Origin of the sequence: Novosphingobium sp. BL-52-GroH, assembly GCF_044813085.1 — a bacterium.
Taxonomy (GTDB): Bacteria; Pseudomonadota; Alphaproteobacteria; order Sphingomonadales; family Sphingomonadaceae; genus Novosphingobium.
The window spans coordinates 1,327,950-1,354,892 of sequence record NZ_CP171149.1 but is presented as its reverse complement, the minus strand read 5'-3'; the positions used below and the strand labels follow the sequence as shown (position 1 = coordinate 1,354,892).

Annotated in this window: 23 protein-coding genes; 14 read left to right on the top strand and 9 right to left on the bottom strand. The window is 65.0% G+C overall.

The window, feature by feature from the left end:
- The first annotated feature begins 9 nt into the window (after positions 1-9).
- The 3 genes from ACFFDA_RS05870 to ACFFDA_RS05860 are packed head-to-tail and all read left to right on the top strand — an operon-like array spanning position 10 to position 2,910.
- Complete coding sequence (locus tag ACFFDA_RS05870; RefSeq protein ID WP_404476915.1) at positions 10-933, top strand: 3-keto-5-aminohexanoate cleavage protein; 924 nt, start codon at positions 10-12, stop codon at positions 931-933.
- A 1-nt stretch (position 934) separates the two neighbouring features.
- Positions 935-1,633: a hypothetical protein gene (locus tag ACFFDA_RS05865; RefSeq protein WP_404476914.1), complete on the top strand. Its 699-nt coding sequence runs from the start codon at positions 935-937 to the stop codon at positions 1,631-1,633.
- Positions 1,630-2,910 carry an enoyl-CoA hydratase-related protein gene (locus ACFFDA_RS05860; protein ID WP_404476912.1) on the top strand — a complete coding sequence of 427 codons (1,281 nt, stop codon included), beginning with the start codon at positions 1,630-1,632 and terminating at the stop codon, positions 2,908-2,910. Before ACFFDA_RS05865 ends, ACFFDA_RS05860 begins: the two co-directional genes overlap by 4 nt.
- Before the next feature lie 180 nt (positions 2,911-3,090).
- On the opposite strand, the gene ACFFDA_RS05855 is transcribed toward ACFFDA_RS05860, so the two are convergent.
- The 6 genes from ACFFDA_RS05855 to ACFFDA_RS05830 form a co-directional block, all read right to left on the bottom strand.
- The gene (locus tag ACFFDA_RS05855) at positions 3,091-3,891 is read right to left on the bottom strand and encodes an enoyl-CoA hydratase/isomerase family protein (RefSeq protein WP_404476910.1); all 801 of its coding nucleotides are present in this window, start codon (positions 3,889-3,891) and stop codon (positions 3,091-3,093) included.
- Positions 3,888-5,510, bottom strand: coding sequence for an AMP-binding protein (locus tag ACFFDA_RS05850; RefSeq protein ID WP_404476908.1), 1,623 nt, complete (start codon positions 5,508-5,510; stop codon positions 3,888-3,890). The genes ACFFDA_RS05855 and ACFFDA_RS05850 overlap by 4 nt, the downstream gene beginning before the upstream one ends.
- A 77-nt stretch (positions 5,511-5,587) precedes the next feature.
- Positions 5,588-7,924, bottom strand: coding sequence for a TonB-dependent receptor (locus tag ACFFDA_RS05845; protein WP_404476905.1), 2,337 nt, complete (start codon positions 7,922-7,924; stop codon positions 5,588-5,590).
- 24 nt (positions 7,925-7,948) lie between these two features.
- On the bottom strand, positions 7,949-9,256 hold the full coding sequence (locus ACFFDA_RS05840) for a cytochrome P450 (RefSeq protein WP_404476902.1): 1,308 nt from the start codon (positions 9,254-9,256) through the stop codon (positions 7,949-7,951).
- A 10-nt stretch (positions 9,257-9,266) separates the two neighbouring features.
- Positions 9,267-10,367: an NAD(P)-dependent alcohol dehydrogenase gene (locus ACFFDA_RS05835; protein ID WP_404476899.1), complete on the bottom strand. Its 1,101-nt coding sequence runs from the start codon at positions 10,365-10,367 to the stop codon at positions 9,267-9,269.
- Positions 10,368-10,439: 72 nt separating this feature from the next.
- Complete coding sequence (locus ACFFDA_RS05830; protein ID WP_404476896.1) at positions 10,440-11,939, bottom strand: aldehyde dehydrogenase family protein; 1,500 nt, start codon at positions 11,937-11,939, stop codon at positions 10,440-10,442.
- Between the two features lie 132 nt (positions 11,940-12,071).
- Between ACFFDA_RS05830 and ACFFDA_RS05825 the strand changes: the two genes are divergently transcribed.
- From ACFFDA_RS05825 to arsB, 4 genes are all read left to right on the top strand, one after another.
- Positions 12,072-12,842: a MerR family transcriptional regulator gene (locus tag ACFFDA_RS05825; RefSeq protein ID WP_404476894.1), complete on the top strand. Its 771-nt coding sequence runs from the start codon at positions 12,072-12,074 to the stop codon at positions 12,840-12,842.
- Positions 12,843-13,241: 399 nt separating this feature from the next.
- Complete coding sequence (locus ACFFDA_RS05820) at positions 13,242-13,571, top strand: ArsR/SmtB family transcription factor (RefSeq protein WP_404476891.1); 330 nt, start codon at positions 13,242-13,244, stop codon at positions 13,569-13,571.
- Positions 13,572-13,587: 16 nt separating this feature from the next.
- A complete protein-coding gene (gene arsC, locus ACFFDA_RS05815; protein WP_404476889.1) occupies positions 13,588-14,037 on the top strand; it encodes an arsenate reductase (glutaredoxin) in 450 nt (149 codons plus the stop codon).
- Positions 14,034-15,116 carry an ACR3 family arsenite efflux transporter gene (gene arsB / locus ACFFDA_RS05810; RefSeq protein WP_404476887.1) on the top strand — a complete coding sequence of 361 codons (1,083 nt, stop codon included), beginning with the start codon at positions 14,034-14,036 and terminating at the stop codon, positions 15,114-15,116. Before arsC ends, arsB begins: the two co-directional genes overlap by 4 nt.
- A 149-nt stretch (positions 15,117-15,265) precedes the next feature.
- On the opposite strand, the gene ACFFDA_RS05805 is transcribed toward arsB, so the two are convergent.
- Complete coding sequence (locus tag ACFFDA_RS05805; protein ID WP_404476885.1) at positions 15,266-16,018, bottom strand: SDR family NAD(P)-dependent oxidoreductase; 753 nt, start codon at positions 16,016-16,018, stop codon at positions 15,266-15,268.
- A 111-nt stretch (positions 16,019-16,129) separates the two neighbouring features.
- Between ACFFDA_RS05805 and ACFFDA_RS05800 the strand changes: the two genes are divergently transcribed.
- A complete protein-coding gene (locus ACFFDA_RS05800; RefSeq protein WP_404476883.1) occupies positions 16,130-17,038 on the top strand; it encodes a LysR family transcriptional regulator in 909 nt (302 codons plus the stop codon).
- Positions 17,039-17,460: 422 nt separating this feature from the next.
- Here the strand turns inward: ACFFDA_RS05800 and ACFFDA_RS05795 are convergent, their stop codons facing one another.
- On the bottom strand, positions 17,461-17,877 hold the full coding sequence (locus ACFFDA_RS05795; protein WP_404476880.1) for a winged helix-turn-helix transcriptional regulator: 417 nt from the start codon (positions 17,875-17,877) through the stop codon (positions 17,461-17,463).
- A gap of 124 nt (positions 17,878-18,001) precedes the next feature.
- Here ACFFDA_RS05795 and ACFFDA_RS05790 point away from each other — a divergent pair, with 124 nt between their 5' ends.
- Together ACFFDA_RS05790 and ACFFDA_RS05785 are read left to right on the top strand one after the other, a co-directional pair.
- A complete protein-coding gene (locus tag ACFFDA_RS05790) occupies positions 18,002-18,865 on the top strand; it encodes an NAD(P)H-binding protein (protein ID WP_404476877.1) in 864 nt (287 codons plus the stop codon).
- Between the two features lie 11 nt (positions 18,866-18,876).
- Positions 18,877-19,743, top strand: a complete 867-nt coding sequence (locus ACFFDA_RS05785) for an SDR family NAD(P)-dependent oxidoreductase (protein WP_404476874.1) — start codon at positions 18,877-18,879, stop codon at positions 19,741-19,743.
- Positions 19,744-19,928: 185 nt separating this feature from the next.
- Here ACFFDA_RS05785 and ACFFDA_RS05780 read toward each other — a convergent pair whose 3' ends face one another.
- The gene (locus ACFFDA_RS05780; protein WP_404476871.1) at positions 19,929-21,074 is read right to left on the bottom strand and encodes an isovaleryl-CoA dehydrogenase; all 1,146 of its coding nucleotides are present in this window, start codon (positions 21,072-21,074) and stop codon (positions 19,929-19,931) included.
- 84 nt (positions 21,075-21,158) lie between these two features.
- On the opposite strand from ACFFDA_RS05780, the gene ACFFDA_RS05775 reads away from it, so the two are divergent.
- The 4 genes from ACFFDA_RS05775 (at position 21,159) to ACFFDA_RS05760 (ending at position 26,897) form a co-directional block, all read left to right on the top strand.
- Complete coding sequence (locus ACFFDA_RS05775; protein ID WP_404476868.1) at positions 21,159-22,034, top strand: LysR family transcriptional regulator; 876 nt, start codon at positions 21,159-21,161, stop codon at positions 22,032-22,034.
- 245 nt (positions 22,035-22,279) lie between these two features.
- Complete coding sequence (locus tag ACFFDA_RS05770; protein ID WP_404476866.1) at positions 22,280-22,801, top strand: RNA polymerase sigma factor; 522 nt, start codon at positions 22,280-22,282, stop codon at positions 22,799-22,801.
- Positions 22,795-23,748: a FecR family protein gene (locus tag ACFFDA_RS05765; protein ID WP_404476863.1), complete on the top strand. Its 954-nt coding sequence runs from the start codon at positions 22,795-22,797 to the stop codon at positions 23,746-23,748. The genes ACFFDA_RS05770 and ACFFDA_RS05765 overlap by 7 nt, the downstream gene beginning before the upstream one ends.
- 104 nt (positions 23,749-23,852) lie before the next feature.
- A complete protein-coding gene (locus tag ACFFDA_RS05760; protein ID WP_404476860.1) occupies positions 23,853-26,897 on the top strand; it encodes a TonB-dependent receptor in 3,045 nt (1,014 codons plus the stop codon).
- The last annotated feature ends 46 nt before the right edge of the window (positions 26,898-26,943 follow it).

Genomic DNA, 26,943 nt, shown 5'->3' with positions numbered 1-26,943 from the left:
AGGATAGACATGGCCAAGACCATCATCAGTTGCGCGATCACGGGTTCGATCCACACGCCCTCGATGTCGCCCTACCTGCCGGTGACGGCGGAGGAGATCGCCCGCAGCGCGCTCGAGGCCGCCGAGGCCGGCGCCGCGATCGTCCACCTCCACGCCCGCGATCCCGAGACGGGCAAGCCGGTCCATACCCCCGAGGACTTCGCGCCCTTCCTCCAGGTCATCAAGCAGGCAAGCGACGTGGTGGTCAACATCACCACCGGCGCCTCGCCCTACATGCCCGTCGAGTACCGCGTGAAGCCGGCGCAGACCTGGCAGCCCGAAGTCGCCAGCCTCAACATGGGCTCGATGAACTTCGGCCTGTTCCCGATGCTCAAGAAGGATCGGGAGTGGAAGTACGACTGGGAGCCCGAGATGCTCGAGGCCAGCCACGACCTGGTGTTCCGCAACAGCTTCAAGGACATCCGCTATGCGCTCGAAACCCTGAACGCCACCGGCACCCGCTACGAGTTCGAGTGCTACGACACCAGCCACCTCTACAACCTGCACTACTTCTGGAAGGAGGGCCTCGTGTCGGGCCCGCTGTTCATCCAGACCTGCTTCGGCCTGCTCGGCGGCATCGGCGCGCACCCGGAAGACGTGATGCACATGAAGCGCACCGCCGACCGGCTGTTCGGCGACGCGTACCGCTGGTCGGTGCTGGCCGCCGGCGCCAACCAGATGCCGGTCGCGGCGATGGCGGCGAGCATGGGCGGGCACGTCCGGGTGGGGCTCGAGGATTCGCTGTGGATCGGCAAGGGGCAACTGGCCCAGACCAACGCCCAGCAGGTCAGCAAGGTGCGCCAGATCATCGAAGGGCTCGGCGGCGAGATCGCGACGCCGGCCGAAGCCCGCGAAATCCTCGCGCTCAAGGGCGGCGACAAAGTCGCGTTCTGAGATGACCAGGCTTGCCCTCGCCACGCTTTGTGATCGGGTCGATCCCCTTCGCACCGCGCTGGTGCAGGGCGACGAACGCTGGACGTTCGGGGAACTCGATCGCTACAGCGCGCGGCTGGGGCTGGTCCGGTGCTGGATCGGTGGCCGCGAATGGCTCGAAAATCCCGGGTCCGTCGGACCACCCATGGACGGCGTGCGGATCAGGGTACTCGCCGAGGACGGCAGCGATCTGCCTGCCGTTTCCGTAGGTGAAATCGTCGCCATGCCTGCCACGGGCCCCGGTTCTACCTACCGCTACATCGGGGCTCCCCGTAATGCGACGCCGGACGGGTGGGAGAGCGTGGGAGACACGGGCTGGCTCGACGAGATCGGCCATCTCCACCTCGTCGACCGCAAGGACGACCTCATCATCTCGGGCGGTGTCAATATATGGCCCGCGGAAATCGAGGCCGCCATCCTGCAGCATCCCGATGTCAGGGGCTGCGCAGCCTGGGGCATCCCGGACGCCGATCTGGGAGCCATCCCTCATGTCCTTGTCGAAACCGAAGCACCGCTGACGATCGACATGCTGAGCCAATTTCTCAAGTCCGTCCTGGCTTTGCCCAAGCACCCGCGAAGCCTGGACCTCACCACCAGCCCGGTACGTGACGATGCCGGCAAGATCCGCAAGCCCCGCCAGAAGGCGCAGGAGACCTCATGACCCTTACCATTCCCGACCTGACCCAGTTTCGCATCGAACGGCGCGACAACGGCATCATCCACTTCGTATTCGACTGCCCCGGCCGGACGATGAACGTCTTTTCGAACAAGGCGATTCACGAACTCGCCGCATTCGCCGAATGGCTCCACCGCACCGATGAAGTGCGCGGCGTCGTCCTGCGTTCCGGCAAGCCCTCCGGATTCTGCGCTGGCGCCGACCTGACCGAGCTCGGTGTCGCCTACGAGATGATCGTGGCCGCACCCGAGGCGGATCGCTTCGATATCGCGTTCAACCACTTCTTCCCGCTCAGCCATGCGATCCGCCGCCTGGAAACCGCCGGCAAGCCCATCGCCGCGGCTATCGCGGGCGTCGCTCTGGGCGGAGGGTGCGAACTCGCTCTCGGAGCGCATTTCCGTGTGCTCACCAACTCGCGCCGCGCAATCATGGGCCTGCCGGAACATGCGGTGGGACTGCTTCCCGGTGCCGGAGGCACGCAGCGCATGCCGCGCCTCGTCGGTGTGGAGGCCGGTCTCGACGTGCTGCTGCTGGGCCGCACCTATCAGGGAGCCGAGGCACTGTCCGCGGGCCTGGTCGGCGAGATCGTCGAGGAAGGGGCCGAAATCGACGCAGCGGAGAACTGGTTGCTTTCGCAGGCCGCGCACGGCACCCAGCCTTGGGACAGGCCCGATCACGTTCCCCTTCCCCATGCGGAGATCGCGGAGGCCATCGAGCGCCACCGCGCAAGGGAACTGGCCCGCATGCTGGGCCACGAGCCCGCACCTCTCGCCATTCTCGATTGCGTGGAGTTCGGCCTGGTCCAGCCGATCGACGGTGCGATCCGTGCCGAAATGTCGGTTTTCGCCGGACTGATCCAGCGCATCGAGCCGCGCAACATGATCCGGACCATGTTCCTCGGCAAGCAATCCTACGACAAGGCGGCGAAAGAAGGCCTCCTGCCTGCGGAAGTGGAGAGCGCACACGCGGCGATCGCGCGGTTGGTGGAGCAGGCGCGTGCGGACAGCCCGGGCCTGCGAAAGGCATTCTTCGTCGATCGCGGAGCGGATGCCGGCCCCGTCCAGACGCGCGCAGGCCGCGACCTGTGGATCAGGGCGAACGACGAGGCGATGATCGCGCTCGCCGCGCTGTACGCTCGGTGCGAACCGCTCGTCGCCGATTTCGACGATGTTGCCCGCCTGCAGCTTGACCATGCCCTGGCGCGCTCGGGCGTGGTCCCGGCCTACCTCGGCGGGCTGTCCGGCATCGGGGGGCTGCTGTAACATAACCCGAAGGCCGGACGACGACGCCCGGCCTTCGGGCCCGCCTTAGCGGCGATGACGGGGTGTGTTGGAGAACGCAAAAACCCTACGGAACCGCGCTCTGGCAGGCACCGGGACTTTCCCACCCCGCTGGCTTCGGCTAAAGCCGGCAGATCGCGCAGGAACGGCGGCCGGTGCAAGCTAAAGGTCGCGGTACTCCGGCACGCTGCGGGTCCGGAAGGCTTCCACCGCCGTCTCGTGATCGGCGGTGGAGAGCAGCATGCACTGCTGCCGGTCCTCGAGCGTCAGGGCCGCTTCCAGGCTCGGGGCATCGATCGTCAGGCCCAGCGTCTCCTTGGTCATCCGCAGGCCCATCGGCGAGGCGCGCAGCATGTCCTGCGCCATCGCGAGCCCGGCATCGAGCAGGTCTTCGTTGGCGACCACCGAACTCACCAGTCCGCTCGCGAGAGCGCGCGGGGCGGCGATGAAGTTGCCGGTCATCAGCAGTTCCGACGCCACCGACAGGCCCACGAGCCGGGGCAGCAGGTAGCCCGAGCCCATGTCGCAGCCGCCCAGGCCGACGCGCAGATAAGCAGCATTCAACCGGGCATCCTCCGCCGCGATGCGCACGTCTGCCGCCAGCGTCAGCGAGAAGCCGGCTCCGCAGGCAGCGCCATGGACGAGTGCGATTACGGGCTGCGGACAAGCACGCATGGCCCGCACGATGCCCGAATAGAGCCGCTGCATGGCCAACTGGCGCTGGTTACGGCCGGGCCCGCCTTCGGCGAAGGCCTCCGAGCCCAGTTCCGCCCCCGCGCAGAACACCCGCCCCGCCCCGCGCAGCAGGACGACACGCACGTCGAGCCGGTCGACCAGCGCCCTGAAATAGTCCAGCAGCGCCTGCGCCAGTTCGGGAGATAGCGCGTTGAGCTGTTCGGGCCGGTTGAGCGTGACGATCTCGATAGCGCCGCGGCTCTCTATTTCCAGGATGCTGCCGCTCATGCGATGATGTTCTCCGATCGCTGCGCATAAAGCCGCCGCAGTGCCATCTTGTCCAGTTTCCCGGTGCTCGTGCGCGGCATCGTGGGAACAACGCGGATTTCGTCGGGCAGCCACCACTTCGCCACGAAGGCCAGCATGTGCTCACGCACGGCGGCAGCGTCGAGTTCGTTCACGCCCTCGGCCAGAGTCACCAGCATCAGCGGGCGCTCCTGCCAGCGCGGATGGGGCACGCTGATTACGCCCGCTTCGGCGATGGCGGGATGGCTGGCGGCGGCGGATTCGAGCTGGAGCGTGCTGATCCACTCCCCACCCGACTTGATGACGTCCTTGGCGCGATCGACGATCTCCATCGAGCCATCGGCATAGATCCGCGCGATGTCGCCGGTTTCGAGCCACTCGAAGGCTTCCTCCTCGGCAAGCCCCACGTAGCTGCCCGATGCGATCGGGCCGCGTACCAGCAAGTGCCCGGCATGCTCGCCATCAAAGGGCAGCACCTTGCCGTCGTCGTCGACGATCCGCATTTCCGACAGGAAACCGATCCGGCCCTGGCGGGCCAGGTGGTGTTCGCGCTGTTCCTCGGGAGTCCAGTCCTCGGCTCCGGCCGGCGGAGCACTGCGTGAGCAGCCCGGCACTTCGGTCATGCCCCAGGACTGGCACAGGGTGATGCCGAACCTCTCGAACCGCTCTGCCAGCCCGCGCGAAGGCCGGGTACCGGCAAGCAGGCCGGTTCGCACGGTCTCCAGCTTCGAGCCCATGCGGTCCGCGGCATCGAACAGGTCCATCCAGATCGTCGGCACGGCGCCGGTGATCGTCACCTTTTCGGTGTCGATCAGCTCGACCAGGCTCTCGGGCGAGAAGTCGCGACCGTTGAGCACCAGCTTGTGCCCGTTCATCGGCGCGGTGAAGGGCATCATCCAGCCGTTGGCGTGGAAGATCGCCGCGATCGGCATCATGCACTCGGCCGCGCCCCGGCGGTGGGTGCCGTACATGTCGGCCATCGACATGTTCATCGAGCCCAGCGTGATCGAGCGATGGGTATAGGCAACGCCCTTGGGCCTGCCGGTGGTGCCCGAGGTGAAGCAGATCGTCGCCGCCTGGTTCTCGTCGAAGCAGGGCCAGGCGAAATCGTCAGAGGCGTCGCCGATGAAGGCGGTCTTGGTCACGAACCCGGGGAGCGTGCTTTCGGGAACGGGCGCGCCCGGCTCGTCCATGAAGACCCAGCGGGTGACCATGCCGGTGACGGCGGCGACCTGCTCGGCCAGCGGCAGGGTGTCTGCATCGACGAACACCGTCGTCTCGCCGACTTTCTCGATCATGTAGCGCAAGTCGTCGGCGGTGAGGCGCGGGTTGAGCGTGTGGAGGCCGACGCCGATGCCCAGTGCGCCATAGAACAGCTCGATGTGGTTCGAGGTGTTCCACGCCAGCGACCCCACCACATCGTCGACCTTGAAACCTTGCGCGGTCATCGCATTGGCTAGCCGCTTCGCCCGCGTACGCATGCGGGCCCAGTCGGAACGCTCGATCGTCCCGTCGATGCGACGCGATACGAAAGGGGTGGTCGCGTGATGGTCGGCCGCATGATCTATGAGCCGCGAGAGCAGCATGGGATTCGTCATCATCGTACCGCGCAAGTTTCAGGCTCCTCTTATTTCACCTGCGCCGGGAGGAGGCTTGCCCCCCTCCCCGGCGCGGACCGTCAGAAGCGTGCCGACACCGCTACGCCGTAGCTGGCAGGCCGCCCCGTGTACCGGACCTGTGTATCATACAAAATTGGTGCATTGGTGTAATAATATTCGTTAGTGACATTGTTTCCGAAAACGCTGATCCGGTAGGCATCATCGGCGAACGACAGCCCGGCACGAAGGTCAACCAGTGTATAGGCCTTCAGCTTGGCGGTGGGCACGGTATCGATCACCGAGTAGGTCGAGCTGTTGTGCGTCATCGTCCCGCCGAAGAAGGCATTGACGCTGTCGCTCAGGGCGAACTCGTAATCGGCCGAAAGGTTCAGCGAGAGGTCGGGCGCGAAGGGGATCGGGTTGCCCTCGAAGTTCTTGACGCCGCCGCTGAAGCCGACGCCGGTGTACTCGTCGATCCGGGTCATGATGTAAGTGCCGCCGAAGCGCAGCTTGAGCCCGTCGACCGGCTCGGCCTGGATTTCCGCCTCGACGCCGGTGAGGCTCGACTTGGGGACGTTGACCAGCGCATCGAGCACGCCGAACACCGGGTCGATGCGTTTGCCGCGGATCTGCTTGTCGGTGTACTGGTAGTAGAAGCCGGCAAGGTTGAACTGGGCGCGGCGGTCGAACAGGCTGGCCTTGAAGCCGCCTTCGAAGGCCAGGACGGACTCCTGCGTCACCGGTGCGAACTGGTCGGTGCTGGACGCGTTGGTGAACAGGAAGCTGCCCGCCTTGTAGCCCTTCGAGACGTTGGCATAGAGCAGCAGTTCAGGCAGCGCCTGGAAGTCGGCGCCCACGCGCCACGAGACGTTGTCCTCGTCGAGCGAGCCCTGGTACAGCGTGGGTAGGAAGGTCGCGGCATCGAGCGTCACGCAGCCGCCCGCCGGGATCGCCGGGGTCGGCGCCGCGGTAGGATCGATCGCCTGGCGCACCGAAGTCGAGACCACGGTGAAGAACCCCGCCGCGCCGCCGTTGCCGGCATCGCGGGTGCAGGTCTGCGCGTCGCGCTTGCTCTTGGTGTAGCGCACGCCGCCCTTGATCGTCAGGTTCGGGACGATCTCGTAGTCGGCATTGGCGAAGACCGCGTAGTTGTCGATCTGCGAGTTGAGGAAGAAGGTGTTGGTGTTCGACGGGAAGCCGAGATTGGCCACCACCGAGCTTTGACCCGCGTACTGGTCGGCGAACTCGCGCGAGGTGGTGTGCTCGTAGTTGCCGCCGACGATCCAGCTGAACGGACCGCTGGCGTCGCTGGCGAGGCGCAGCTCCTGGCTGAACGACTTGAGCGAGCCGTCGAACAGGAATTCCAGCGATTCCACCGCGACGCCGTCGGGATCGTTGGTCTGCTTGCGCTTGTAGTCGATGTAGGAGCTGATCGAGGTCAGCGTCAGCGCGTCGGACAGTTCGTAGTCGGCGCGAAGCGCGGCCTGCCACTGGCGGTCGTCGCCCTTGGGCCGGCGATCGGGGTTCCAGTCGGCGACGCGCGGCTTGTTCTGGGCGAACGGGGTTGCGGCAAGGCCGGCGCCGACCGTCGGGCCGGCCTGCGGGAACAGCGCGATGTACTGGCCGGCCTGCGGGTCGGACTTGTCGATCATGCCGTTGACGTTGAGCATCAGCGAGAGCCGGTCGGTGGGCGTCCAGTCGACCAGCAGGCGGCCCATGTACAGTTCCTTGTCACCCAGCTTGTCGTCGTCCGGGCGGGTCTGGCTTTTCTGCCAGGCGCCGCCCTGCGCGGTCTTGACCGCGACGCGCGCGCGCAAGGTGTCGCTCAGCGGGCCGCTGACGTAGCCGTCGGCATTGACTTCGCCGAAGCTGTCGACGCTGGCGCTGACGCCGGCCTTGAAGCTGTCGGTGGGCTTGGCGGCGATGTAGTTGATCGCGCCGCCGGTGGCGTTCTGGCCGAACAGCGTGCCTTGCGGACCCTTGAGGACCTCGACCCGCTCGACGTCGAGCGCAGCGGTCCCCACCAGCGCCGGGAACGGCATCGGCACTTCGTCGACGTAGACGCTGACGGCGGGGTATGCGGCCAGCGAGTTCTCGTAGAAGCCGACGCCGCGCAAGGTGTAGACGGGGGTGTTGTAGATGCTGTTGGCGACGGTCAGCGCCGGCACCACCTTGGCAAGGTCGGCAACGTCGTTGACGCCTTGCTTGACGAGGTCGTCGGCAGACAGCGCCTGGATGGTCAGGCCCACCTTGTTCAGCGATTCCGAACGCTTCTGCGCGGTCACGATGATCTCGCCGACACCGGCCTGCTGCGGGGCGGCGGCGGGCTGCACCGCCTCATCCTGGGCAAGTGCCGCTCCCGGGATCGCCAGGATACCGATGGCGGCGACGCCCGTAAGAAGGTTGCTCAGTTTCATTCTTCTTCTCCCGTTTGTCTTTTGTCAGTTGGTCGTGAAGGCTATCGGCAGGGATTTCAGCCCACCGACGAAATTGGTTTCGATGTAGCGAGGCACTCCGTTCATCCGGACGGAAGTGAGGTTCGGCATCAGCTCTTCGTAAAGGATGCGGATTTCCAGCTTGGCCAGGTTCTGGCCCAGGCACATGTGCGGCCCGGAGCCGAACGAGAGGTGGCGGTTACGCTTGCGCGCCAGATCGAAATGATCGGCGTTATCGAAGATTTCCTCGTCGCGGCTCGCCGAAGGGTAGGACAGCATCAGGCGCTGGCCCTTGCGGATCTGCGTACCGCGAAGTTCGAAATCGTCGATGGCCGTGCGAGTGAAGTGGCGTACCGGTGCCGCCATACGCACCGCCTCGTCGACGAAGCTGCCGATCAGCGCGGGATCGGCCTTGAGCCGTTCGAACTGCGAGAGATCCTCGCACAACGCCTTCATGCCGACGCCCGTGGTGGACGAGGTCGTATCGTGGCCGGCGGTGGCGATGGTGATGTAGTAGCCGTTGGCGAAGAAGTCGCTGATCGGCTCCCCGTCGATTTCGGCATTGGCGATCACGCTCATCAGGTCGTCGCGCGGATTGGCGCGGCGGTCCTGCGTCATGGGGGTGAAGTAGTCGTAGTACTCCTGGATGACGCGGTGGAACTGGCGCGCCGCCATGTCGGGAGTGACCTCGATGTCGCTGCGCTGCTCCTCGGGGTCCTTCGAGCCGAAGAACTCCTGCGTCATCTTGAGCATCTTGGGCAGGTCGGCATCGGGCACGCCGAACATCCGCATGATGACCCGCAGCGGGTATTCCAGCGCGAAGTCCTTGAGGAAGTCCACCTCGCGCGGCCCGGCGAGCAATTTGGCGACGACGTCCTTGGCGATGACGCGGATATCCGCTTCCAGCCGGGTGATGCGCGCCGGCGAGAAGTAGGGGGTGGCGACCGCCCGCAGGACCTTGTGGTCGGGGTTGTCCATGTGGGTCAACGCGGCGACGACCTGACAGGTGCCGTCGTTGACCGATTTGAGGAAGGCGTCGTCGGCCTGCGGGTTGAAGATCGGGTTGTCGACCATGTTGAGGAACACGTCTGCGCGCCGCTCCACGGTGACGACGTCGTTGTACCTGGTCACCATCCAGATCGGATCGTAGCCGGGCAGCTGCGCCCATCCCAGCGGGCGATTGGCGCGCATCCAGGCCAGCGCGGCGTGGTACGAAGCCTCGTCGGCGCACAGGTTCGGATCGACGACCTTGGCTGCGATCTCGTCCGGGATGCGCAAGTCGGCGGGACCGAAGTCCAGAGTGTCGGCAAGCATCGGCAATTCCTCAGAATGTGAGCACGGGCTTCACCACCAGCCCTGCGAGCTGGTCGTCGATGGCCTGGTTGATCTGGTCGAACGGATAGGTATGGACCAGCTTGTCGAGCGGCAGGCGGCCGGCCTCGTAGTGGGCGAGCAGTTCGGGGATGAAGGTGTCGGGGTCGGTGTCGCCCTCGATCACGGCCTTGAGCGTGACGCCGCTGGCGAGGAACCCCAGCAGCGAAGTGGAGAACACCGCCTCCGGGTTCTTCGGCACGCCGAGGAACGCCATCGTCCCATGCGGCGCCAGCGAGGCGAGCGCGGCCTGGATCACCGGATCGACGGCGGTGGTATCGACGACGTAATCCACCCCCCGCTCGACGATGGCGCGGATCGCGGCAGGGATCTCGCCCGCAGCAGGATCGACGGCATGGGTGGCGCCGATTTCCAGCGCGAGGGCGCGGCGGGCTTCCACCGGCTCGACGACGATGATGGGATCGCAGCCGGCCAGGACGGCGCCCATCACCGCGCTGAGGCCGACCGAGCCGGCACCGAACACGGCAATGGCGCGCCCCGCCTGGGCCGCCAGCGAACGCATCACCGCGCCCGCCCCGGTCTGGATACCGCACCCCAGCGGCGCTGCCATCGTGAGGTCGGCGCCGGCGTGGACCTTCACCGTATTGTGCTCGGTGGCGATGGCGTACGTGGCGAACGAGGACTGCGCGAAGAAGTAGCCGCCGATCGCTTCCGACCCACAGCACAAAGTCGCACTGCCATCGGGACGGCGGCCGCTGTAGTTGAGCTTCATGCCCTTCTCGCAATAGGCGACGTCGCCGCGCCTGCAGTTGGTGCATTCGCCGCACGAGCCGACCGTGAGCACGACCTTGTCGCCGGGCTGCACCTTGGTCACCCCCGGCCCCACCCGCGCGACGACGCCGGCACCTTCGTGGCCCAGCACCACCGGCATCTGCACTGGCAGCGACTGGTCGCGCGCGGCGATGTCGCTGTGGCACACGCCGACCGCTTCCAGGCGGACCAGCACTTCGCCGGCGCGGGGCTCGTCGATCTCGATCTGTTCAAGCGCAAAGGGGCGCTTGGCCTCGCGCGCAATCGCGGCCGTAATCTGCATCGGTCGTTCCTCGGGTTCGAAAAATGTCGTGGCGCGGAGGCGGGGAGAGAGGTCGCCCCCGCGCCATGGCCGTCAGTCGCCCAGCAGGGCGGTGACGGTCTTTGTCTCGGTGTAGTTCAGCACGCCCTCTTCGCCGACCTCGCGCCCCCAGCCCGATTCCTTGAAGCCGCCGAAGGGCGCGGACGGGTCGTTCAACCCGTGGGTGTTTATCCATACGATCCCGGCCTGCAGGCGCCTGGCCACGAGATGCGCTCGGCTCAGGTCCCGCGTCCAGATGTTGGCGGCGAGACCGTAGCGGGTGTCGTTGGCGGTACGCACGACCTCGTCGACGTCCTTGAACGGAGTGGCGACGAGGACGGGCCCGAAGATCTCCTCCTTGACGATCGCGCTGTCGGCTTGCGAGCCGCGGAAGATCGTGGGCTCGACGAAATATCCCGTTTCCAGCCCCTTGCCGCCGCCGAGCAGCAATTCGTTGCCCGCCGCACGGCCCTTCCCGATGTAGCCAAGCACGCGGTCCTGTTGCGCGCGGCTGACGAGCGGGCCGATCATGGTGTGCGGATCGCGGCCATGGCCGAGCTTGAAGCCGCGCGTCACTTCGATGATCGCTTCCATCAGGCGATCGTAAATCGATTCCTCGACGTAGAGCCGCGATGCGGCGAGGCAGACCTGTCCAGAATTGAAGAAGATCGCCAGCGCCGCGCCCAGCGCCGCCTTCTCGATATCGGCGTCCGCAAACACCAGCGACGGCGACTTCCCGCCCAGTTCGAGCGTGACGCGCTTGAGGTCGATCGCGCAGGTGCGCACGATGTCCTTGCCCACCCGGGTCGATCCCGTGAAGGCGATCTTGTCGATCCCCGGATGTTCCACAAGCGCCTGGCCCGCTTCGGGACCATAGCCGGTGACGACGTTTATCACGCCCTCGGGGACGCCCGCTTCCAGGCATAGTTCGGCCAGGCGCAGCGCCGTCAGCGGAGTGACTTCGGAAGGCTTGAGCACCATTGCGCAGCCCGCCGCCAGCGCAGGCGCGAGTTTCCACGCGGCCATCGCCAGGGGATAGTTCCAGGGAACGATCAGGCCGACCACGCCGATCGGTTCGTGGACGGTATAGGAATGGTACTGCCGCCCGTCGCCCGAGATCGGGTTCACGGTTCCGCCCAGCCGCGCGCACCAGCCGGACATGTACCGGAAAATGTCCACGGCGGCGGGCACGTCCACCATCTTCGCGTGCTCGAACGCCTTGCCGTTGTCGAAGCTTTCGAGCAGCGCGAGTTCGTCGGCATGCTCCTCGATCTTGCGGGCGATCGTTTCGAGCAGGCGGGCCCGGTCCAGCGGACGCATCCGCGACCAGGCCGGGCTTTCGAAGGCCTTGCGCGCTGCCCGCACCGCCTTGTCGACGTCCTCTGCGCCGCCCGCCTCGACCTTGGCGAAGATTTCGCCGGTCGCCGGGTCCTCCACGTCGATGGACGCACCGGACGACCCCGCGACCCACTGCCCACCGATCAGCATGCGACCCGAAGGGATGGGCGGTAGGCGTAATTCATCACGGTCGAGCTGGATCGCATCCGACATCATCGTCTCCCAAGCCGCCGCTTTGCGCGATCGGCCTCACCATGCTAACGGAAGTCACTCCGTACTGCGTATACGTAGTTGGTAATCTGATTTACTTCCGGTGACAAGTGGCAAAATCGCAACTAGGATAAGACGATGAAAATGGGGGAACTCGAGCAGCGCACCGGCGTAAATCGCGAAACTATCCGGGTCCTGATCCGCAAGGGCCTAGTTCCCGCGCCGGACAAGCCGAAGGCGACTGTGGCGCATTACACCGAGGAACACGTGCGTGCGATTCGCGCCGTCCGCAATCTCCAGCAGGAACACCAGGTCACGCTCGAACAGATCCGTTCGATGTTGCGCGGCGACCATCTCGACAAACGCGTGGAAGCTCCCGCCTTTCATCATCTGGAAGCCCTGGTCGCCGCGCGCTTCGGTGAAGACGATCGAACGATCCCGCTCGACGTCCTCGTCCAGAGCAACGCCCATGCCGAGCGCGATGCACGCGGCCTCGCAGCACTGGGTGCGATCGAACTTGTCGAATCCGACGATGGTACGGGCGTCAGTTATACCGACGCCCGCCTGATCGGTATCTGGGCGCGCATGCGGGAGGCCGGCTTCGAGGAGACGGCCAATTTTTTCCCCGAAGTGCTGGATCACTATACGAAGTCGGCCGACTACCTGGCCTATGCCGAAGCCACTCGCTTTATTGCGCGAACCGACGGACTGATCCGGGAGGAACTGGCCGCCGACATGCTGAAGACCGGCCTGCCGCTCATGCTGGATTTCTTCGGACTGCTACGCATGAAGTACTTCATCCGTTATCTCGCCGCAGAGACCGAGGGGCGCCTCGCCCAGATCGAACCACCCAGACTGGATCGCAAGGGCGGCGCGGACCGCAAGCGGGAAAGGTCGCGGGACCTTTAGGAGCAGGTTGGGAAGGTCGCCCGCAAAATTGATGATTTTGCCGTGTCGTGCCCAGGTTGTCGGGATATGTTTTCGGCCGGGCGGCCGAGGAGACACGATACTTCGTAAGACAAATATTTCTCTGCAAGGCGGATAATTGCCATATTCGACCAAAGCATGGTCTTTTCCCGAAGCGGAAGGAAAGGGGAGCCAGCCGTCGCGAACCTCGCTGCTAACTTCGATGTCGGTCAGCAGCGACCGGCGAGGCGGGTTCGGACGCTGTTCTGCCAGGACCGTACCACGCTTCCTTTGGGGGCTAGCTCCGCTGGAGGCGAAAGGCTGGGCGGCGTCAGCGGAAGAAATGCATCGGAAATAGCCGTTGAGTGTTGACCAGGAAATTTCATCGGCTATTTCCGATGCATGGAAACCGACAGCGCCCTCTCGATCCTTGCAGCTTTGGCACATCCCACCCGCCTCGACGCCTTCCGCCTCCTGGTGCAGCACGAGCCGGGCGGCCTCTCTACCGGCGCCCTGGTGGAGGCCTCCGGCCTCACGCAGAGTACGTTCTCGACCCACCTCGGCGTGTTGGCCAAGGCTGGCCTTGTCCTTTCCGAGAAGCGCGGGCGCCAGCAGATCCAGCGAGCCAACATCGATGCCCTTCGCGGCGTCATGCTTTTCCTGGCGAGGGACTGTTGTCAGGGCAGGCCCGAGTTGTGCGTCCCCCTCCTGGCCGAACTTGCGTGCTGCTGACGCGAAGGAGCATGCAGTGACCACCGACATCGTCATCTACCACAACCCGGCGTGCGGGACCTCGCGCAACACCCTGGCGATGATCCGCAGCACGGGGATCGAGCCGCACGTCGTCGAGTACCTCAAGACCCCGCCGAGCCGGGAGTTGCTGGTTCGCCTGATCGGCCGTGCCGGGATCACGCCGCGGGAACTGATGCGTCAGAAGGGCACGCCCTATGCCGAACTGGGGCTGGGTGACGAGACCCTCAGTTGCGACGTGCTGCTGGACGCGATGATGGCGCATCCGATCCTGATAAACCGTCCCCTGGTCGTCTCGCCGCTCGGCGTGAAGCTGTGCCGACCATCCGAGGCCGTCGTGGATCTGCTGCCCTCCGGCCTGCAGGCTGACTTCGTGAAGGAGGATGGCGAGATCGTCGAGGCGGCAGCGCCGTTGCGCCCCACGCCTGCTGACGGGACGCCGTCATGACTCTGTTCGAGCGATACCTGACCCTGTGGGTCGCTTTGTGCATCATCAGTGGCATTGCGTTGGGCCACCTGTTTCCTGCCGTCTTCGCCGTCATTGCATCTTTGGAAGTGGCCAGGGTCAACCTGGCAGTCGCCGGTCTCATCTGGGCGATGATTGTTCCCATGCTGCTCAGGGTGGACTTCGGCGCACTCGGCAGCCTCAAGAGGCACTGGCGCGGCATCGGCGTGACCCTGTTCGTCAATTGGATCATGAAGCCGTTCTCGATGGCGTTGCTCGGCACGCTGTTCCTGGGGCACCTGTTCGCCCCTCTCCTCCCCGTAGCGGCCGCGTCGTCCTACATCGCCGGGCTCATCCTGCTCGCCGCAGCGCCTTGCACGGCCATGGTCTTCGTCTGGTCCAACCTGGTCGACGGCGAGCCGAACTACACGCTGAGCCAGGTGGCGCTGAACGATCTCATCATGGTCTTCGCCTTTGCGCCGCTCGTCGGCCTGCTGCTGGGGGTCGCCTCCATTACCGTGCCCTGGGCGACCCTGGCGCTGTCCGTGGGGCTGTACATCGTCGTTCCTGTAGGCGTTGCCCAGCTCCTGCGCCGTGCACTGCTCGGCACCGGGCGGCTAGAGCCTACGTTGAAAGCGCTGGCGCCCGTCAGCCTCGCGAGCCTGCTCGCGACGCTCGTACTGCTGTTCGGTTTCCAGGGCGAACAGATCGTCAGGCAGCCCTTGGTCATCGTGCTGATCGCGGTGCCCATCCTGTTCCAGGTCTACCTGAATGCGGGCGTCGCCTACTGGCTGAGCCGCCGCCTGAACGTGGCCTGGTGCGTTGCCGGACCTTCGGCGCTGATCGGCGCCTCCAATTTCTTCGAGCTGGCTGTGGCTGCTGCCATCAGCCTTTTCGGGCTCGCTTCCGGGGCTGCCCTGGCAACGGTGGTGGGCGTTCTTGTCGAGGTCCCGGTCATGCTCTCGATCGTGTCCCTGGTGAAGCGAACCAGGGGCTGGTATGAAAGGGGGATCACCGGCGGCGATCAAACCGCCGTCCACCAACTGCGCGAACATGCCCCTAGTCCGGGGGAATGCCGTTAGAGCGGCATGATCTTGGTGTCTTTTGCGGTCTCCATACGGCCGCTCAGGCGACGAACGAAACCACCCCGAACCTTTCGCGGAGGCACAGCGTCCGGAACCGGATGGCATCGCCGTCGCAACGGACCGCCATCCGGCTCTGCTGGAGCAGGTCAGATCTGGGCCTGGCCGCCGTCGACGAAGAGTTCGACGCCGTTGACGAAGCTGGCATCGTCGGAAGCCAGGAACAGCACGGCCTTGGCGATCTCCTCGGGCTGGCCGATCCGGCCGGCCGGGATCAGGCTCGCCAGATAGTCCTTGGTGCCCTGCGCCTGCTCGCCTTCGCCGAAGAGTTCGTTGAGGCCGGCGGTGTCGGTGAGCCCCGGGCTTACGGCATTCACGCGGATGTGACGGTCCTTGAGGTCGAGGATCCAGTTCCGGGCGAAATTGCGCACCGCCGCCTTGGTCGCCGAATAGACGCTGAACGCCGGCGTGCCGGAGATGCTGGTGGTCGAACTGGTGAGGATGACCGAGGCCCCGTCCCGCAGCAGCGGCAGCGCCTTCTGCACTGTGAAGAGCACGCCCTTCACATTGGTGTCGAAAGTGCTCTGGTAATGCTCCTCGGTAATCGCGCCGAGCGGCGCCATCTCGCCGCCGCCGGCATTGGCGAAGACGACGTCGATCTGGGCGTGCTTCTGCTGGACCGCATCGTAGAGCCTGTCGATATCGGCCAGACTGGCCATGTCGCCACGAACGCCCGTGACGCGGCCGCCGATCTGCTTCACCGCGGCGTCCAGGTTTTCCTGCCGGCGCCCGGTGATGAACACCGAAGCGCCTGCATCCGCAAAGGCCTTCGCCGTGGCGAGGCCGATACCGCTCGTGCCGCCGGTTACCACCACCACCTTGTTGTCGAACTTGCTCGTCATTGTCTGTCTCCTTTGGGTCCCGGCAAAGCGCCGATGCCCGTCATAGATGCAGTCAGAACGATGAAGCTTGTAGACGGCAATAATAACACTTAGCGTTCCATCAAAGGAACGATGATGCGGATTGATCTCAACGACTATGCCTATTTCGCCGAGGTAGTCGCCCACGGCGGCTTCGCCGCAGCGGGACGGGCGCTGCGCGAACCGAAGTCGAAGCTCAGCCGCCGAATTGCCGCTCTGGAAGACCGCTTGGGCCTGCGCCTGATCGAGCGGTCGAGCCGGCGCTTTCGCGTCACCGACACGGGCCAGGCCTTCTACGAGAGATGCCGGGCGATGCTGGCCGAGGCCGAGCAGGCGGAAGCGCTGGTGATGCAGGCGCAGGCCGAACCCCATGGCCGAATCCGCTTCAGTTGCCCGACGGGTATGCTGCAACCGATATCGGGCCTCATCTCATCCTTCCTGATTCGCTATCCGAAAGTCCGGCTGCAACTTATGGCGACGGATCGCGCGGTCGATCTGATCGAGGATCGGATCGACCTGGCGCTTCGGGTCCGCGCAAGCGTGACGAGCGACGCCGCGCTGACCATGCGATCGCTGGGAATGTCCACCCGCATCCTTGTCGCCAGTCCCCAGATCGCCAGCCAGATTGGCAGCATCGAGCAGTTGGCCGATTTCCCTGCCCTGGTCACCGACGACGCGGCGGACGATTTCGAATGGCATCTGGAAACGGAAGATGGCCGCAAGCAGGTCGTCCGGATCAAGCCGCGGATGGGGTGTGAGGATATGGCGACCGTGCGCGATGCCGTGGTTGCGGGCCTTGGAACTGCGATATTGCCCGACCATGTCTGCCAGGACGCGCTGGAGGCGGGACGCCTGGTCCGTGTCCTGCCGGAATGGCGAGGCCTGCAAGGGATCGTACATCTGGTCTTCACGACAAGGCGAGGCCTCTCGCCGGCCGTCCGAGCGCTGATCGATCATCTCGCCGCAGGTTTTCCGCGTGTCGTGTCCGTGAAGCACGATTAGGCGAATACCATCCGCGCCGGCAGCGGCCCACCTGCACCGCTCGGCCTCCCTGCGGTTTTGCGAGGCTACATCTCGCCCGGCCCCGTGCGACGCTGAATACGTCTGACGTGGATGGCATGTTCCTCGATCTTGAGGCAGGCTTCGTGGAAGGCTTCGCCCGACCTGGGGTGCGCGTGGACCATGCCTGTACCTCAGCCACCACGGCCTCCATTTTTATGCGCGCCACCGCCTGGATGCCAACGATCCTGGATATTGAGACCTGGCGACCACACGCACGAAGCGCTCTTCATCGCCCGCATCCATCGACAGGGCGCGGTCGTTGCGCCAAGGGTAGCACCTCCGTCAGGGTATCCGGCCAACCCGGCGCGGCGCCATCTCCCCCCCCCCCCCAGCCGTCCGCCAGCGGGTTGCGGCGACAGGCCTCAGGCTTTCACGATCTCGCGCTGCCCGGTCGCATCGTCGAACTGACGCCTGGCGCTTTCGATCGTCGGCTGATTCTCGACGGCCCAGGCGCTCAGGATACGAAGCGGGTCGATGAGCGAACGCCCGAGCACCGTCAGCTCATATTCCACTTTGGGCGGAATGGTCGCGTAAGCAGTGCGCGTCACCATGCCATCGCGCTCCAGGGCACGCAGGGTCAGCGTCAGCATACGATGTGAAACCGCACCGATCTCGCGCATGATGGAATTAAACCGAAGCGGACCTCGCGACAGCGTGCCCACCACCATCACCGTCCATTTGTCCCCTACGCGATCCAGGATCTGTCCAAGGGCCCGGCAGTTCGCGTGATCGTTCGCATTCGCTGCATCATGCTCTTCCACTGCTGCGACCGAGGCCATGTCTTCGCTCCTTGATAACGAACACCGATGTTCGTGACGCACCGGAATGTGCATTCTTGCCAGCGCCAACCGATACCATAGATAGCGTGACGTACAAAATGTTCGTGCCATACAAGGTAATAGTATGAAGATCGGAATCAGCGGCGCATCGGGAAACCTCGGGCGGGCGATCGTCAGGGAACTGGAGGCGCGCGGGGTCGGCGAACAGGTCGTCGCCATCTCGCGCTCGCCGGAGACGCTTATGGTCGAAGGCGAGACCCGGCGGGGCGACTATGACCACCCCGACACGCTGGCAGCGGCGTATGCCGGGATCGACCGCCTGGTACTGATTCCCAGTGTCGATCTGCGACCCGGTGTACGCGGCAGGCAGATCAAGGCGGCCGTCGATGCCGCCTTCGCTGCGGGCGTGCCGCACATCGTCTTCCTCTCCGCCGCCGGCACGCGTCGGGCAGAAGTCCCGGCAATGGGGGAAGCCTACTGGACCGGCGAGCAGCACCTGATCCGTACCGCGTCGACGTGGACGATCATCCGCATGAACTACTACGCGGAATCGATGGCCGAGGAGATTTTGAGTTCTCTCGATCAGGGGGTGCTGGTCGGCTTCGGCGACGAACGTGTCGGCTATGTCTCGCGCGAGGACCTCGCCACGGCCGTTGCACGCGCGGTACTGGGCGAGGGGCATGCCGGTGCCATCTACAATGCAACCGGCCCGGCCCTCATCGGCGGTCCGGAACGAGCGGAGATCGCCTCTGAAGTCTTGGGCAAATCCCTAGGCTATGTCGTGATCGGCCCGGAACAACTGCGCGCAGGCATGGAGCCATTGGGTCTACCGTCCCACGTGCTGGACGCGATCGTCGAGATCAAGACGCAGTTCGTCGAAGGTTATTTCGACATCCTGACCAACGACGTCGAGCGCCTGTCGGGTCGTGCGCTGACCCCATTTCGTGACGTGCTCGCCAAGATCGCCGCTCACGCGGCGCAAAATTGAAGGATCAACGAATGGAGAACGAACGCAATGTTGCCAACGGTAACTTCGTTTTCTTCGGAGGCACTGCCGGTATCGGCAAGGCCGCCGCGGTCGAACTCGCCCGCCGCCATGCCAATATCCTGCTGGTCGCCCGAGACAGGCAGGCCGGCGCCGCGGCGGTGGCGGAACTGCAGCAGGAAGGCGCCGCCTCTGCCGCCTTCCTTGCCGCCGATCTGTCGACCGTAGCCGGCGTGAAGGCCGCGGCGGACGGCGTAAAGGCTTGGAAGCCAACGCTGCACGGGTTGACGCATAGCGCCATGACCGCGTTCGGCAAACATCAGACGACCAGCGACGGGTTGGAATTCGCGTTCGCGCTGCAGTATCTCGCGCGCGCCCTTGCGAACCGCCTGCTCGTTGACGCCCTCTCCGCGTCGGGCGATGGGCGCATCGTGCATGTCGCCGGCTCCGTCGGCAAATCGGCAATCCCGGACCTCGACGACCTGCAATATGAACAGGGCAAATGGGGGTTCTTCAAGGCCGTTCTGGGTACGCACGCACTTGGCTTCCTGCACATCCAGGAAGCTACCAGGCGCTGGGCCGACAAGCCGGTCACCCTGACAGCGTGTTGCGTAGGGCCCACCAAGACCAAGGCAATGCAGGACAAGCGCATGCCGCTCGTCATGCGGCTGATGGGGCTGGTAGGCACTACGCCGGAAAACTCCGCGAGGAACGTCGTGACGTGCCTGGCCAAGACGTCCGCGGCGGACGCAAGCGGCGCCGTATTGCGCAAGCCCAAGGCATGGACCCCCGAAAAGATCGACTGGGATGCGGCCAAGGCGGCCAGGCTATGGGACATAACGGAGCGACTTGCGGAAAATCGGCACTTGTCACTGTCCTAGCGGGCGTCTTCATAAAAGCGTTACCCGTCCCGGCGACCGGCTCGGCGCTCGGGAACGGGTTGCCGGCCGGTCTGTCGTCGAACGCGCCCTACTTCAATGGAACGGGTGCACCGGCAGGCCTTAGCCCATCGGCAGCAGCAGGTATTCCGATCAAGCCGCGCTTTCCGCGAAATGCCGTCCCGTCCTTATGCGCCGATCAGTTCCCGACCGATGAGCATGCGCCGGATTTCGTTGGTGCCTGCACCTATGTCGAGCAGCTTGGCATCGCGCATGTAGCGCTCGACCGGCCAGTCCTTGGTATACCCCGCGCCGCCCAGCGCCTGCACCGCTTCGAGCGCGACCTTCATGGCGTTCTCGCTGGCGAGCAGGATCGCGCCGGCCGCGTCGAAGCGTGTCGTCCGGCCCGCATCGCAAGCCCTCGCCACTGCGTAGACGTAGGCCCGCGCGCTGTTGAGCGCGACGTACATGTCCGCGATCTTGGCCTGCATGAGCTGGAACGCGCCGATCGGCTTGCCGAACTGCTTGCGCTCGCGCACATAGGGCAGCACCGTATCGAGGCAGGCCTGCATGATGCCGAGCTGGATGCCCGCAAGGACGGTGCGTTCGTAGTCCAGCCCCGACATCAGGACCTCGACGCCGCCATTGAGCGGCCCCATCACGTTGTCTTCCGGCACTTCGCAATCGTCGAACACAAGTTCGGCGGTGGGACTGCCGCGCATGCCCATCTTGTCGATCTTCTGACCGATCGAGAAACCCTTCATGCCCTTCTCGATGATGAAAGTGGTGAGGCCCCGCGACCCTTCGCCGGTCCTTGCATAGACCACCAGCGTATCGGCATACGTCGCGTTGGTGATCCAGAACTTCGTCCCGTTCAGGACATAGCGATCGCCCCTCTTCTCGGCCTTGAGCTTCATCGACACGACGTCCGACCCCGCGCCGGCCTCGGACATCGCCAGGCTGCCGACATGTTCGCCCGAGACGAGCCTGGGCAGGTACTTCGCCTTCTGCGCATCGTTACCCCAGCGGCGCAGCTGGTTGACGCACAAGTTGGAGTGCGCGCCATAGGACAGCCCGATCGAAGCCGAAGCCCGCGCGACTTCCTCCTGCGCGACGACATGCTCCAGATAGCCGAGCCCGAGGCCGCCCCACTCTTCCTCCACGGTCACGCCGTGCAGGCCGAGCGCCCCCATTTCCGGCCAGAGTTCGCGGGGGAACCAGTCCTTGGCGTCGATCTCGGCAGCGAGCGGCGCGATCCGGTCTGCGGAGAAACGCGCGGTGCTCTCACGGATCATGTCCGCGTTCTCGCCGAGTGCGAAGTCGAAATCGATCATGTGCCTCTCCTTTGCCCTTGCGCTACCGCATTGCTCCAGCAAAACAAAATTGAACTTCGGCGCCGTAGATCATAGACAGTATCTATGCTGGACCGATATCAGTTGCGCTATTTCCTTGCCATCGTCGACAATGGCAACTTCTCCCGCGCCGCTGCGCAATGCAATGTCTCGCAACCGACCTTGTCGGTCGGGATCGCCAAGCTGGAACGGGCTATCGGCGCCAAGTTGTTCCTTCGTAGCAGCCAGCGCGTCCAGTTGACGCCGGCCGGGACCAAGTTTCTCGTCCATGCCCGCAAGATCGAAAACGAATTCAATCTCGTGCTTCGACAAGTCGCAGACGCCGACGATTCGGCGGTGATCCGGATCGGCGTGCTGAGGAGCATCCCCGGAACGACGATGGCCCGTGTCATCCATGAGCTTCACCGCGAGGACCCGGCGGCGCGGATCGAACTGGTCGAAGGAAGCGAGCGTGAACTGGCAGGGCATATCGCTCGTGGTCGCGTCGATTGCGCCTTGAGCCTGGTGGGTCGGGGCGGCGAGAGGTTTTTGGAAGAAGGTCTGTTCAGCGAGGGCTATTCGCTGGCTATGGCGCTCACTCATCCGCTTGCATGCCAGCCCGTGGTCCGCGCAGAGGCGCTCAGCAAGGACATCATGATCGTGCGCCGGCATTGCGAAGCGCTTTCGGAGACGAGCCGGCATTTTACCGACCGGGCTGTGAGGCCGCATTTCGCCTACAAGTCGACGAACGACGAGCGCGTACTGCAGATGGTGGAAGCGGGCCTGGGCATCACGGTAATGCCTGAAACCTATCATGCGCCAGGCGTCGCTCGGCCGCGTCTGGAGGGGTTCACCCTGCGGCGCACGATCGGGCTCATCTACGGGCCCGCTGCCGAAGCGTTACAAACCTCCGCGCCAACCATCATTACCAGCATTCGCTCGGCCCTGACCGCACCGGACTGAAATCGGGGATTGGTTCGGGTCCGAGAAGCACCGCATCACGCTCTCAAGGCTGGGCTCGTCGGCCTGGGCCGCAAAAAGATATGGCGCACGTGGAAGGAAACTTCCACCACAGGTCTCTTGCAGGACAGAGCGGGAATTCAAGCCCGCTGATGGAGGGTGTCACGCCAGGAGAGGCAGACGCAACAGGGGCAGGTGGCGAACCTGCCCGGAGGCGCCGGATTGCGGTCTGGGTCGCGCGCGAGATCGTGCCGCACGAGGCGCGGGTCCGCCGATGGCTCGCGCGTTCGCGCCTCTCGCCGGAGGATATCGACGAGGTCATGCAGGAAGCCTACTGCCGGATAGCGATGCTCCCCTCGGTGGATCACATCGACCAACCGGTCGCCTACATGTCGGCGATCGCGCGCAACCTCATGCTGCGCCGCCTCAAGCGCCAGCAGGTGGTGATGTTCGAGGCCGTCAGCGAGATCGACACCTGGCGCGACGAGACGCCGTCGCCCGAGGAACAGGCGGCCAGCCGCATCAGCTACGAACGGGTGCTGGCGATCATCGGCACGCTTCCGGAACGCTGCCGCCGCGTGGTGGAACTGCGCAAGATCGAAGGCTGGTCGCAAAGGGAGATCGCAGACCATCTCGGGATGACCGAGAAGGCAGTCGAAAAGCAGGTATGGACCGGCGTGCGCGCCGTCCGCGATGCCTGGCTTCGCGCAGAGGCACAAAGCGAGAACCGCATGACGCCCGCCGGTGAGAAGGAGGCGCGCCGATGGTGACCTCGGGCAGCGAACGAGCCCGCGACGAGGCGGCGCACTTCGTCGCCCGGATGGACGGCGATGCGTGGAGTGCGGCGGACGAGGCCGAACTCCAGGCATGGCTGGCCGAGGATACACGGCGCCAGGGCCTGCTGCTGCAGGTGCAGGCGCACTGGCTGGCGCTGGCTCCCCTGGCCGAGGATCTGCAGGTGCAAACGGACGTCTCTCCACAGGAGACCCCGTCCGTCCGGTGGCGGCGGCGCGGCGTGATGGCCGGGATCGCCGCCTCGGTGGCGCTGGCCTTCGGGGGGCTGCGCTGGATGCAAAGTCCGGCCGCCTATGCGACGCGGCTTGGCGAAATCAGGCGACTGCCATTGTCCGACGGTTCGGTGATGACGATGAATTCGGGCAGCCAACTGACCGTAACGATGGCGCAGCAGGCCCGTGAAGTCGAAATCACCCAAGGCGAGGCCTGGTTCGAAGTGGCCAAGGATGCCACGCGGCCGTTCGTCGTCGCATCCGGCGACGTGCGCGTGCGTGCGGTGGGGACGGCCTTTTCGGTACGGCGACGCGAGATGGGCGTGGAAATCCTCGTCACCGAAGGCGTGGTGGAAACCTGGGCCGAGGGCGGCCGAGACTTGCGGATGCGGCTGCAGGCCGGCGATCGCGCGACAATTAGCGCCAGCGCAGTGATAGACTACGAGACGGGCATCTCCTCCTCGGTCGACCGGGCGCTGGCCTGGCGCGGCGGCATGATCGACCTGGGCGGGCGCACGCTTTACGACGCCGCGGACGAGTTCAACCGCTACAACAGCCGCCAGATCATCATCGCCGACCCGCGCATCGCCCGCGAGCAGTTGGACGGCCTGTTCCGGGTCAACGACCCGGAAGGCTTCGCCGACGCGGTGAAGGCCAGCCTCGGCGTATCGCTCGACACCAGCAACCCGGCGCTCATTCGTATCGAATGACAAGATTATGAAAAAAGCTCGCCGGAGAGAAGGAATATCAGGCGGCGGGTCTCTTGGAAAATACAGGCGGAAAAAGTCCGTCGAACAGGGAATTGGGAGGGATCATGAATATTTCCACGTTGCGGGGTGCCTTGTTCACGTCTGCCGCGATCGTCTGCGCCGTGTCTTCTCCGGTACAGGCAGCGGCGCAGACCCGCCAGTTCGCGATCGACGCGCAGCTTGCCGAAACCGCGATCACCCAGCTCGGCCGCCAGGGCGACATCCAGATCATCGCCGCGCGGCGGCTGACCCATGCCGTGCGGGCCAATGCCGTGCGCGGCGAAATGAGCGTGGACGAGGCGCTGGCGCGGCTGCTTGCCGGAACCGGCCTTGTCGCGCGGCGCACCGGGCCGGGCTCCTACGCCATCGTGGCGCGGAGCGCGCCACAGCCGACCGGGCACCGGGCAATGACGCTGACCAGCCTCACCGCTGCGCCCGCGAACGCCACCGCCAGCCAGGACGCGCCCATCCCGGCCTCGCGCGCCGAATCCGAGGCGACGACACCCGACGAGCCGCCGGCGGGATCGGAAATCCTCGTCACCGGCTTTCGCGCTACCTTGGCCAAGGCGCAGGACCTCAAGCGCCGCGCGGTGAACCTCACCGAAAGCATCATGGCCGAAGACATGGCCAAGATGCCCGACCTCAACTTGTCGGAATCGATCCAGCGCCTGCCGGGCGTCGCCATTTCGCGCGAGGGCGGCGAAGGCCGCAACATCACCCTGCGCGGCTTCTCGCCTGACTTCACCCGCACGACACTGAACGGCATGGAAGTGCCCGCCAGCAGCGATGGCCTCGATTCCGGAGGCTTCACCATCAACGCCGGCCGTGCCTTCGACTTCCACGTCTTTGCGTCCGAACTGTTCAACCGCATCGACGTGCAGAAAACTCAGCGCGCCTCGATCGAGGAGGGCGGCATTGCCGGCACGGTCGATCTCTATTCGGCCAAGCCGTTCGATTTCAAGGGCTTCCACGTTGTCGGCTCGGCGCAGGGCGGCTACAACACGATCACCCGCAAGGTCGATCCCCGCGCGACGGTGATGGTGTCCGACACCTTCGCCGACGACCGCATCGGCGTGCTGCTTTCCGCCGCCTATTCCAAGCGCACCGTCTACCAGGAGGGCTTATCCAGCGTACGCTGGACCTCGCCTTTCGTGAACGGCGATAGCTGGGCGGACACCAACCCGACCGTCACCGGCACGCCGGAGGACTGCGGCGCGGCCGATCGCCTCGATTGCCTGTGGGCGCCGCGCCTCCCGCGCGCGGACTTCTTCGGCAACGACCAGAAGCGCCTGGGCCTCACCGGCTCGATCCAGGCCAAGCCGATCGACGGGCTGACGATCAGTCTCGATGCGCTCTATTCGCAGCTCGACAACGACCGCTACAGCTACAACTCGATGGAGTGGCTGCTGACGCATGGCACGCCGGGCAATTTCGTGGGGCAGACCCCTCTGTCGTTCACCGTCGCGCCCGACGGCAAGCAACTCGTCGCAGCGGCCTTCGACGACGTGACCTCGTGGTACGAAAGCCGCCACCAGACCTCGACCTCGAAGTTCCGCCAGTTCGTGCTCTCGGGCGACTACGAGGTCACGGATGCGATCAAGGTCGACGCCATGGTCGGCAAGGCGCGCGATACCGCCGATCGAAGCGAGCTGCGCTTCTACGCCCGTTCGATCCCGCACTATTATTCCTACGACTATTCGGACAACAAGGACGTCGCGACGCTGGACTACGGCAACTACGATCCCAACGATCCCGGCAACTTCATCAATGCGACGACCGCGGCGAACCGGCTGAACAACGTCGTGAAGGACAATTTCACCACCAAGGCCAACGTCACGTTCACAAAGGACCGCTTCACCGCGCAGGCGGGTGTCGCCTACAACCGCCGCCTGGTGCGCTATTCCGAAGCGCAGGGCGACCTGCCCAGCTACGAACCCTCCGACTACATGACCAGTTTCCCGGTCAGCCACTTCGGCAGCGGTGTCGTCTCGGGCGGCCTGCCCACCTTCGCGGTGATCGACTTCGACGCGATCGGCGCTTCGGGGCTGATCTCGCCGAACTACACCACCAACGTCGCGGCGGGCTGGGAAGTCGTAGAGAAGACCACCGGCGGCTTCGGCGAAGTCACCGGCGAAATCGACATCGGCGCGATGACACTGCGGCTCGACGGCGGCGTGCGCTGGGTACGGACCGACGTGGAATCGCGCGCAGTGATCGCGGGATCGCCGGTCGAGGTCAAGCGACACTACGACAACCTCCTGCCCTCGTTCAACGCGGCACTGAACATCACGCCCGACCTCGTGGCCCGCTTCGCCTATGCCCGTTCGATGACGCGGCCGGGGCTGGCCTCGCTCAACATCGCCGCGCCCGTGTTCGAATATACAACGCGCACGGTCAGCAACCTGGGCAACCCGGCGCTCAAGCCCTACCTTTCGAACGACTTCGACCTTGGCTTCGAATGGTACTTCAGCAAGGGTGGCCTGTTCGCGGTCGGCGTATTCAAGAAGAACATCATCAGCTCGCTGACGACTTCGGTGGTGCAGCAATCGGTGCCGCAGGAATACTGGGCGGCCATCTATGCCGATCCGCGCTACGACGCATCCTACCAGGCGGACCCGGCAACGGCGCAGTACACCTTCTACAGCACCGTCAACTCGCCCGACGGCAACAGTGTCAAGGGTCTTGAAGCGACTCTCAACGTACCCTTCACGTTCCTGCCGGGGCTGTTCTCGTATTTCGGCATCGCCTCGAACTATACTCATGTCACCGCGCGCGATTCGACGGGTCTATCGCCCAATTCGTACAATTTCACGGCCTATTATGACACCGGTAACCTCGGCCTGCGGGTCTCGATCAACAAGCGCGACGACTATCTGTTGAGCGAGCCGGGCGGCAACGGCCACGTGCAGGAGCGCAAGTACGGCCCCACCCAGGTGGATCTTTCGGCCTACTACAACCTGACCAAGCGGCTCAGCCTCAATGTCCAGGGCATCAACATCACCAACGAGAAGGAGCGTATCTACGGCACTGGCGACGGCTCGCAATACCTCGTGCGTGAGTTCTCCAAGACTGGCGCGCAGTGGTTCGTGGGCGCACGTTACCAGTTCTGACACCTGCAGGGCCGTCGCCAACCCCTCGGTGGCGGCCCTCTTTTTT

Excerpts from the sequence above, each read along its gene's own strand:
- ACFFDA_RS05870 (WP_404476915.1), top strand. The coding sequence starts at position 10 with ATGGCCAAGACCATCATCAGTTGCGCGATCACGGGTTCGATCCACACG.
- ACFFDA_RS05865 (WP_404476914.1), top strand. The coding sequence starts at position 935 with ATGACCAGGCTTGCCCTCGCCACGCTTTGTGATCGGGTCGATCCCCTT.
- ACFFDA_RS05860 (WP_404476912.1), top strand. The coding sequence starts at position 1,630 with ATGACCCTTACCATTCCCGACCTGACCCAGTTTCGCATCGAACGGCGC.
- ACFFDA_RS05855 (WP_404476910.1), bottom strand. The coding sequence starts at position 3,891 with ATGAGCGGCAGCATCCTGGAAATAGAGAGCCGCGGCGCTATCGAGATC.
- ACFFDA_RS05850 (WP_404476908.1), bottom strand. The coding sequence starts at position 5,510 with ATGATGACGAATCCCATGCTGCTCTCGCGGCTCATAGATCATGCGGCC.
- ACFFDA_RS05845 (WP_404476905.1), bottom strand. The coding sequence starts at position 7,924 with ATGAAACTGAGCAACCTTCTTACGGGCGTCGCCGCCATCGGTATCCTG.
- ACFFDA_RS05840 (WP_404476902.1), bottom strand. The coding sequence starts at position 9,256 with ATGCTTGCCGACACTCTGGACTTCGGTCCCGCCGACTTGCGCATCCCG.
- ACFFDA_RS05835 (WP_404476899.1), bottom strand. The coding sequence starts at position 10,367 with ATGCAGATTACGGCCGCGATTGCGCGCGAGGCCAAGCGCCCCTTTGCG.
- ACFFDA_RS05830 (WP_404476896.1), bottom strand. The coding sequence starts at position 11,939 with ATGATGTCGGATGCGATCCAGCTCGACCGTGATGAATTACGCCTACCG.
- ACFFDA_RS05825 (WP_404476894.1), top strand. The coding sequence starts at position 12,072 with ATGAAAATGGGGGAACTCGAGCAGCGCACCGGCGTAAATCGCGAAACT.
- ACFFDA_RS05820 (WP_404476891.1), top strand. The coding sequence starts at position 13,242 with ATGGAAACCGACAGCGCCCTCTCGATCCTTGCAGCTTTGGCACATCCC.
- arsB (WP_404476887.1), top strand. The coding sequence starts at position 14,034 with ATGACTCTGTTCGAGCGATACCTGACCCTGTGGGTCGCTTTGTGCATC.
- ACFFDA_RS05805 (WP_404476885.1), bottom strand. The coding sequence starts at position 16,018 with ATGACGAGCAAGTTCGACAACAAGGTGGTGGTGGTAACCGGCGGCACG.
- ACFFDA_RS05800 (WP_404476883.1), top strand. The coding sequence starts at position 16,130 with ATGATGCGGATTGATCTCAACGACTATGCCTATTTCGCCGAGGTAGTC.
- ACFFDA_RS05795 (WP_404476880.1), bottom strand. The coding sequence starts at position 17,877 with ATGGCCTCGGTCGCAGCAGTGGAAGAGCATGATGCAGCGAATGCGAAC.
- ACFFDA_RS05790 (WP_404476877.1), top strand. The coding sequence starts at position 18,002 with ATGAAGATCGGAATCAGCGGCGCATCGGGAAACCTCGGGCGGGCGATC.
- ACFFDA_RS05785 (WP_404476874.1), top strand. The coding sequence starts at position 18,877 with ATGGAGAACGAACGCAATGTTGCCAACGGTAACTTCGTTTTCTTCGGA.
- ACFFDA_RS05780 (WP_404476871.1), bottom strand. The coding sequence starts at position 21,074 with ATGATCGATTTCGACTTCGCACTCGGCGAGAACGCGGACATGATCCGT.
- ACFFDA_RS05775 (WP_404476868.1), top strand. The coding sequence starts at position 21,159 with ATGCTGGACCGATATCAGTTGCGCTATTTCCTTGCCATCGTCGACAAT.
- ACFFDA_RS05765 (WP_404476863.1), top strand. The coding sequence starts at position 22,795 with ATGGTGACCTCGGGCAGCGAACGAGCCCGCGACGAGGCGGCGCACTTC.
- ACFFDA_RS05760 (WP_404476860.1), top strand. The coding sequence starts at position 23,853 with ATGAATATTTCCACGTTGCGGGGTGCCTTGTTCACGTCTGCCGCGATC.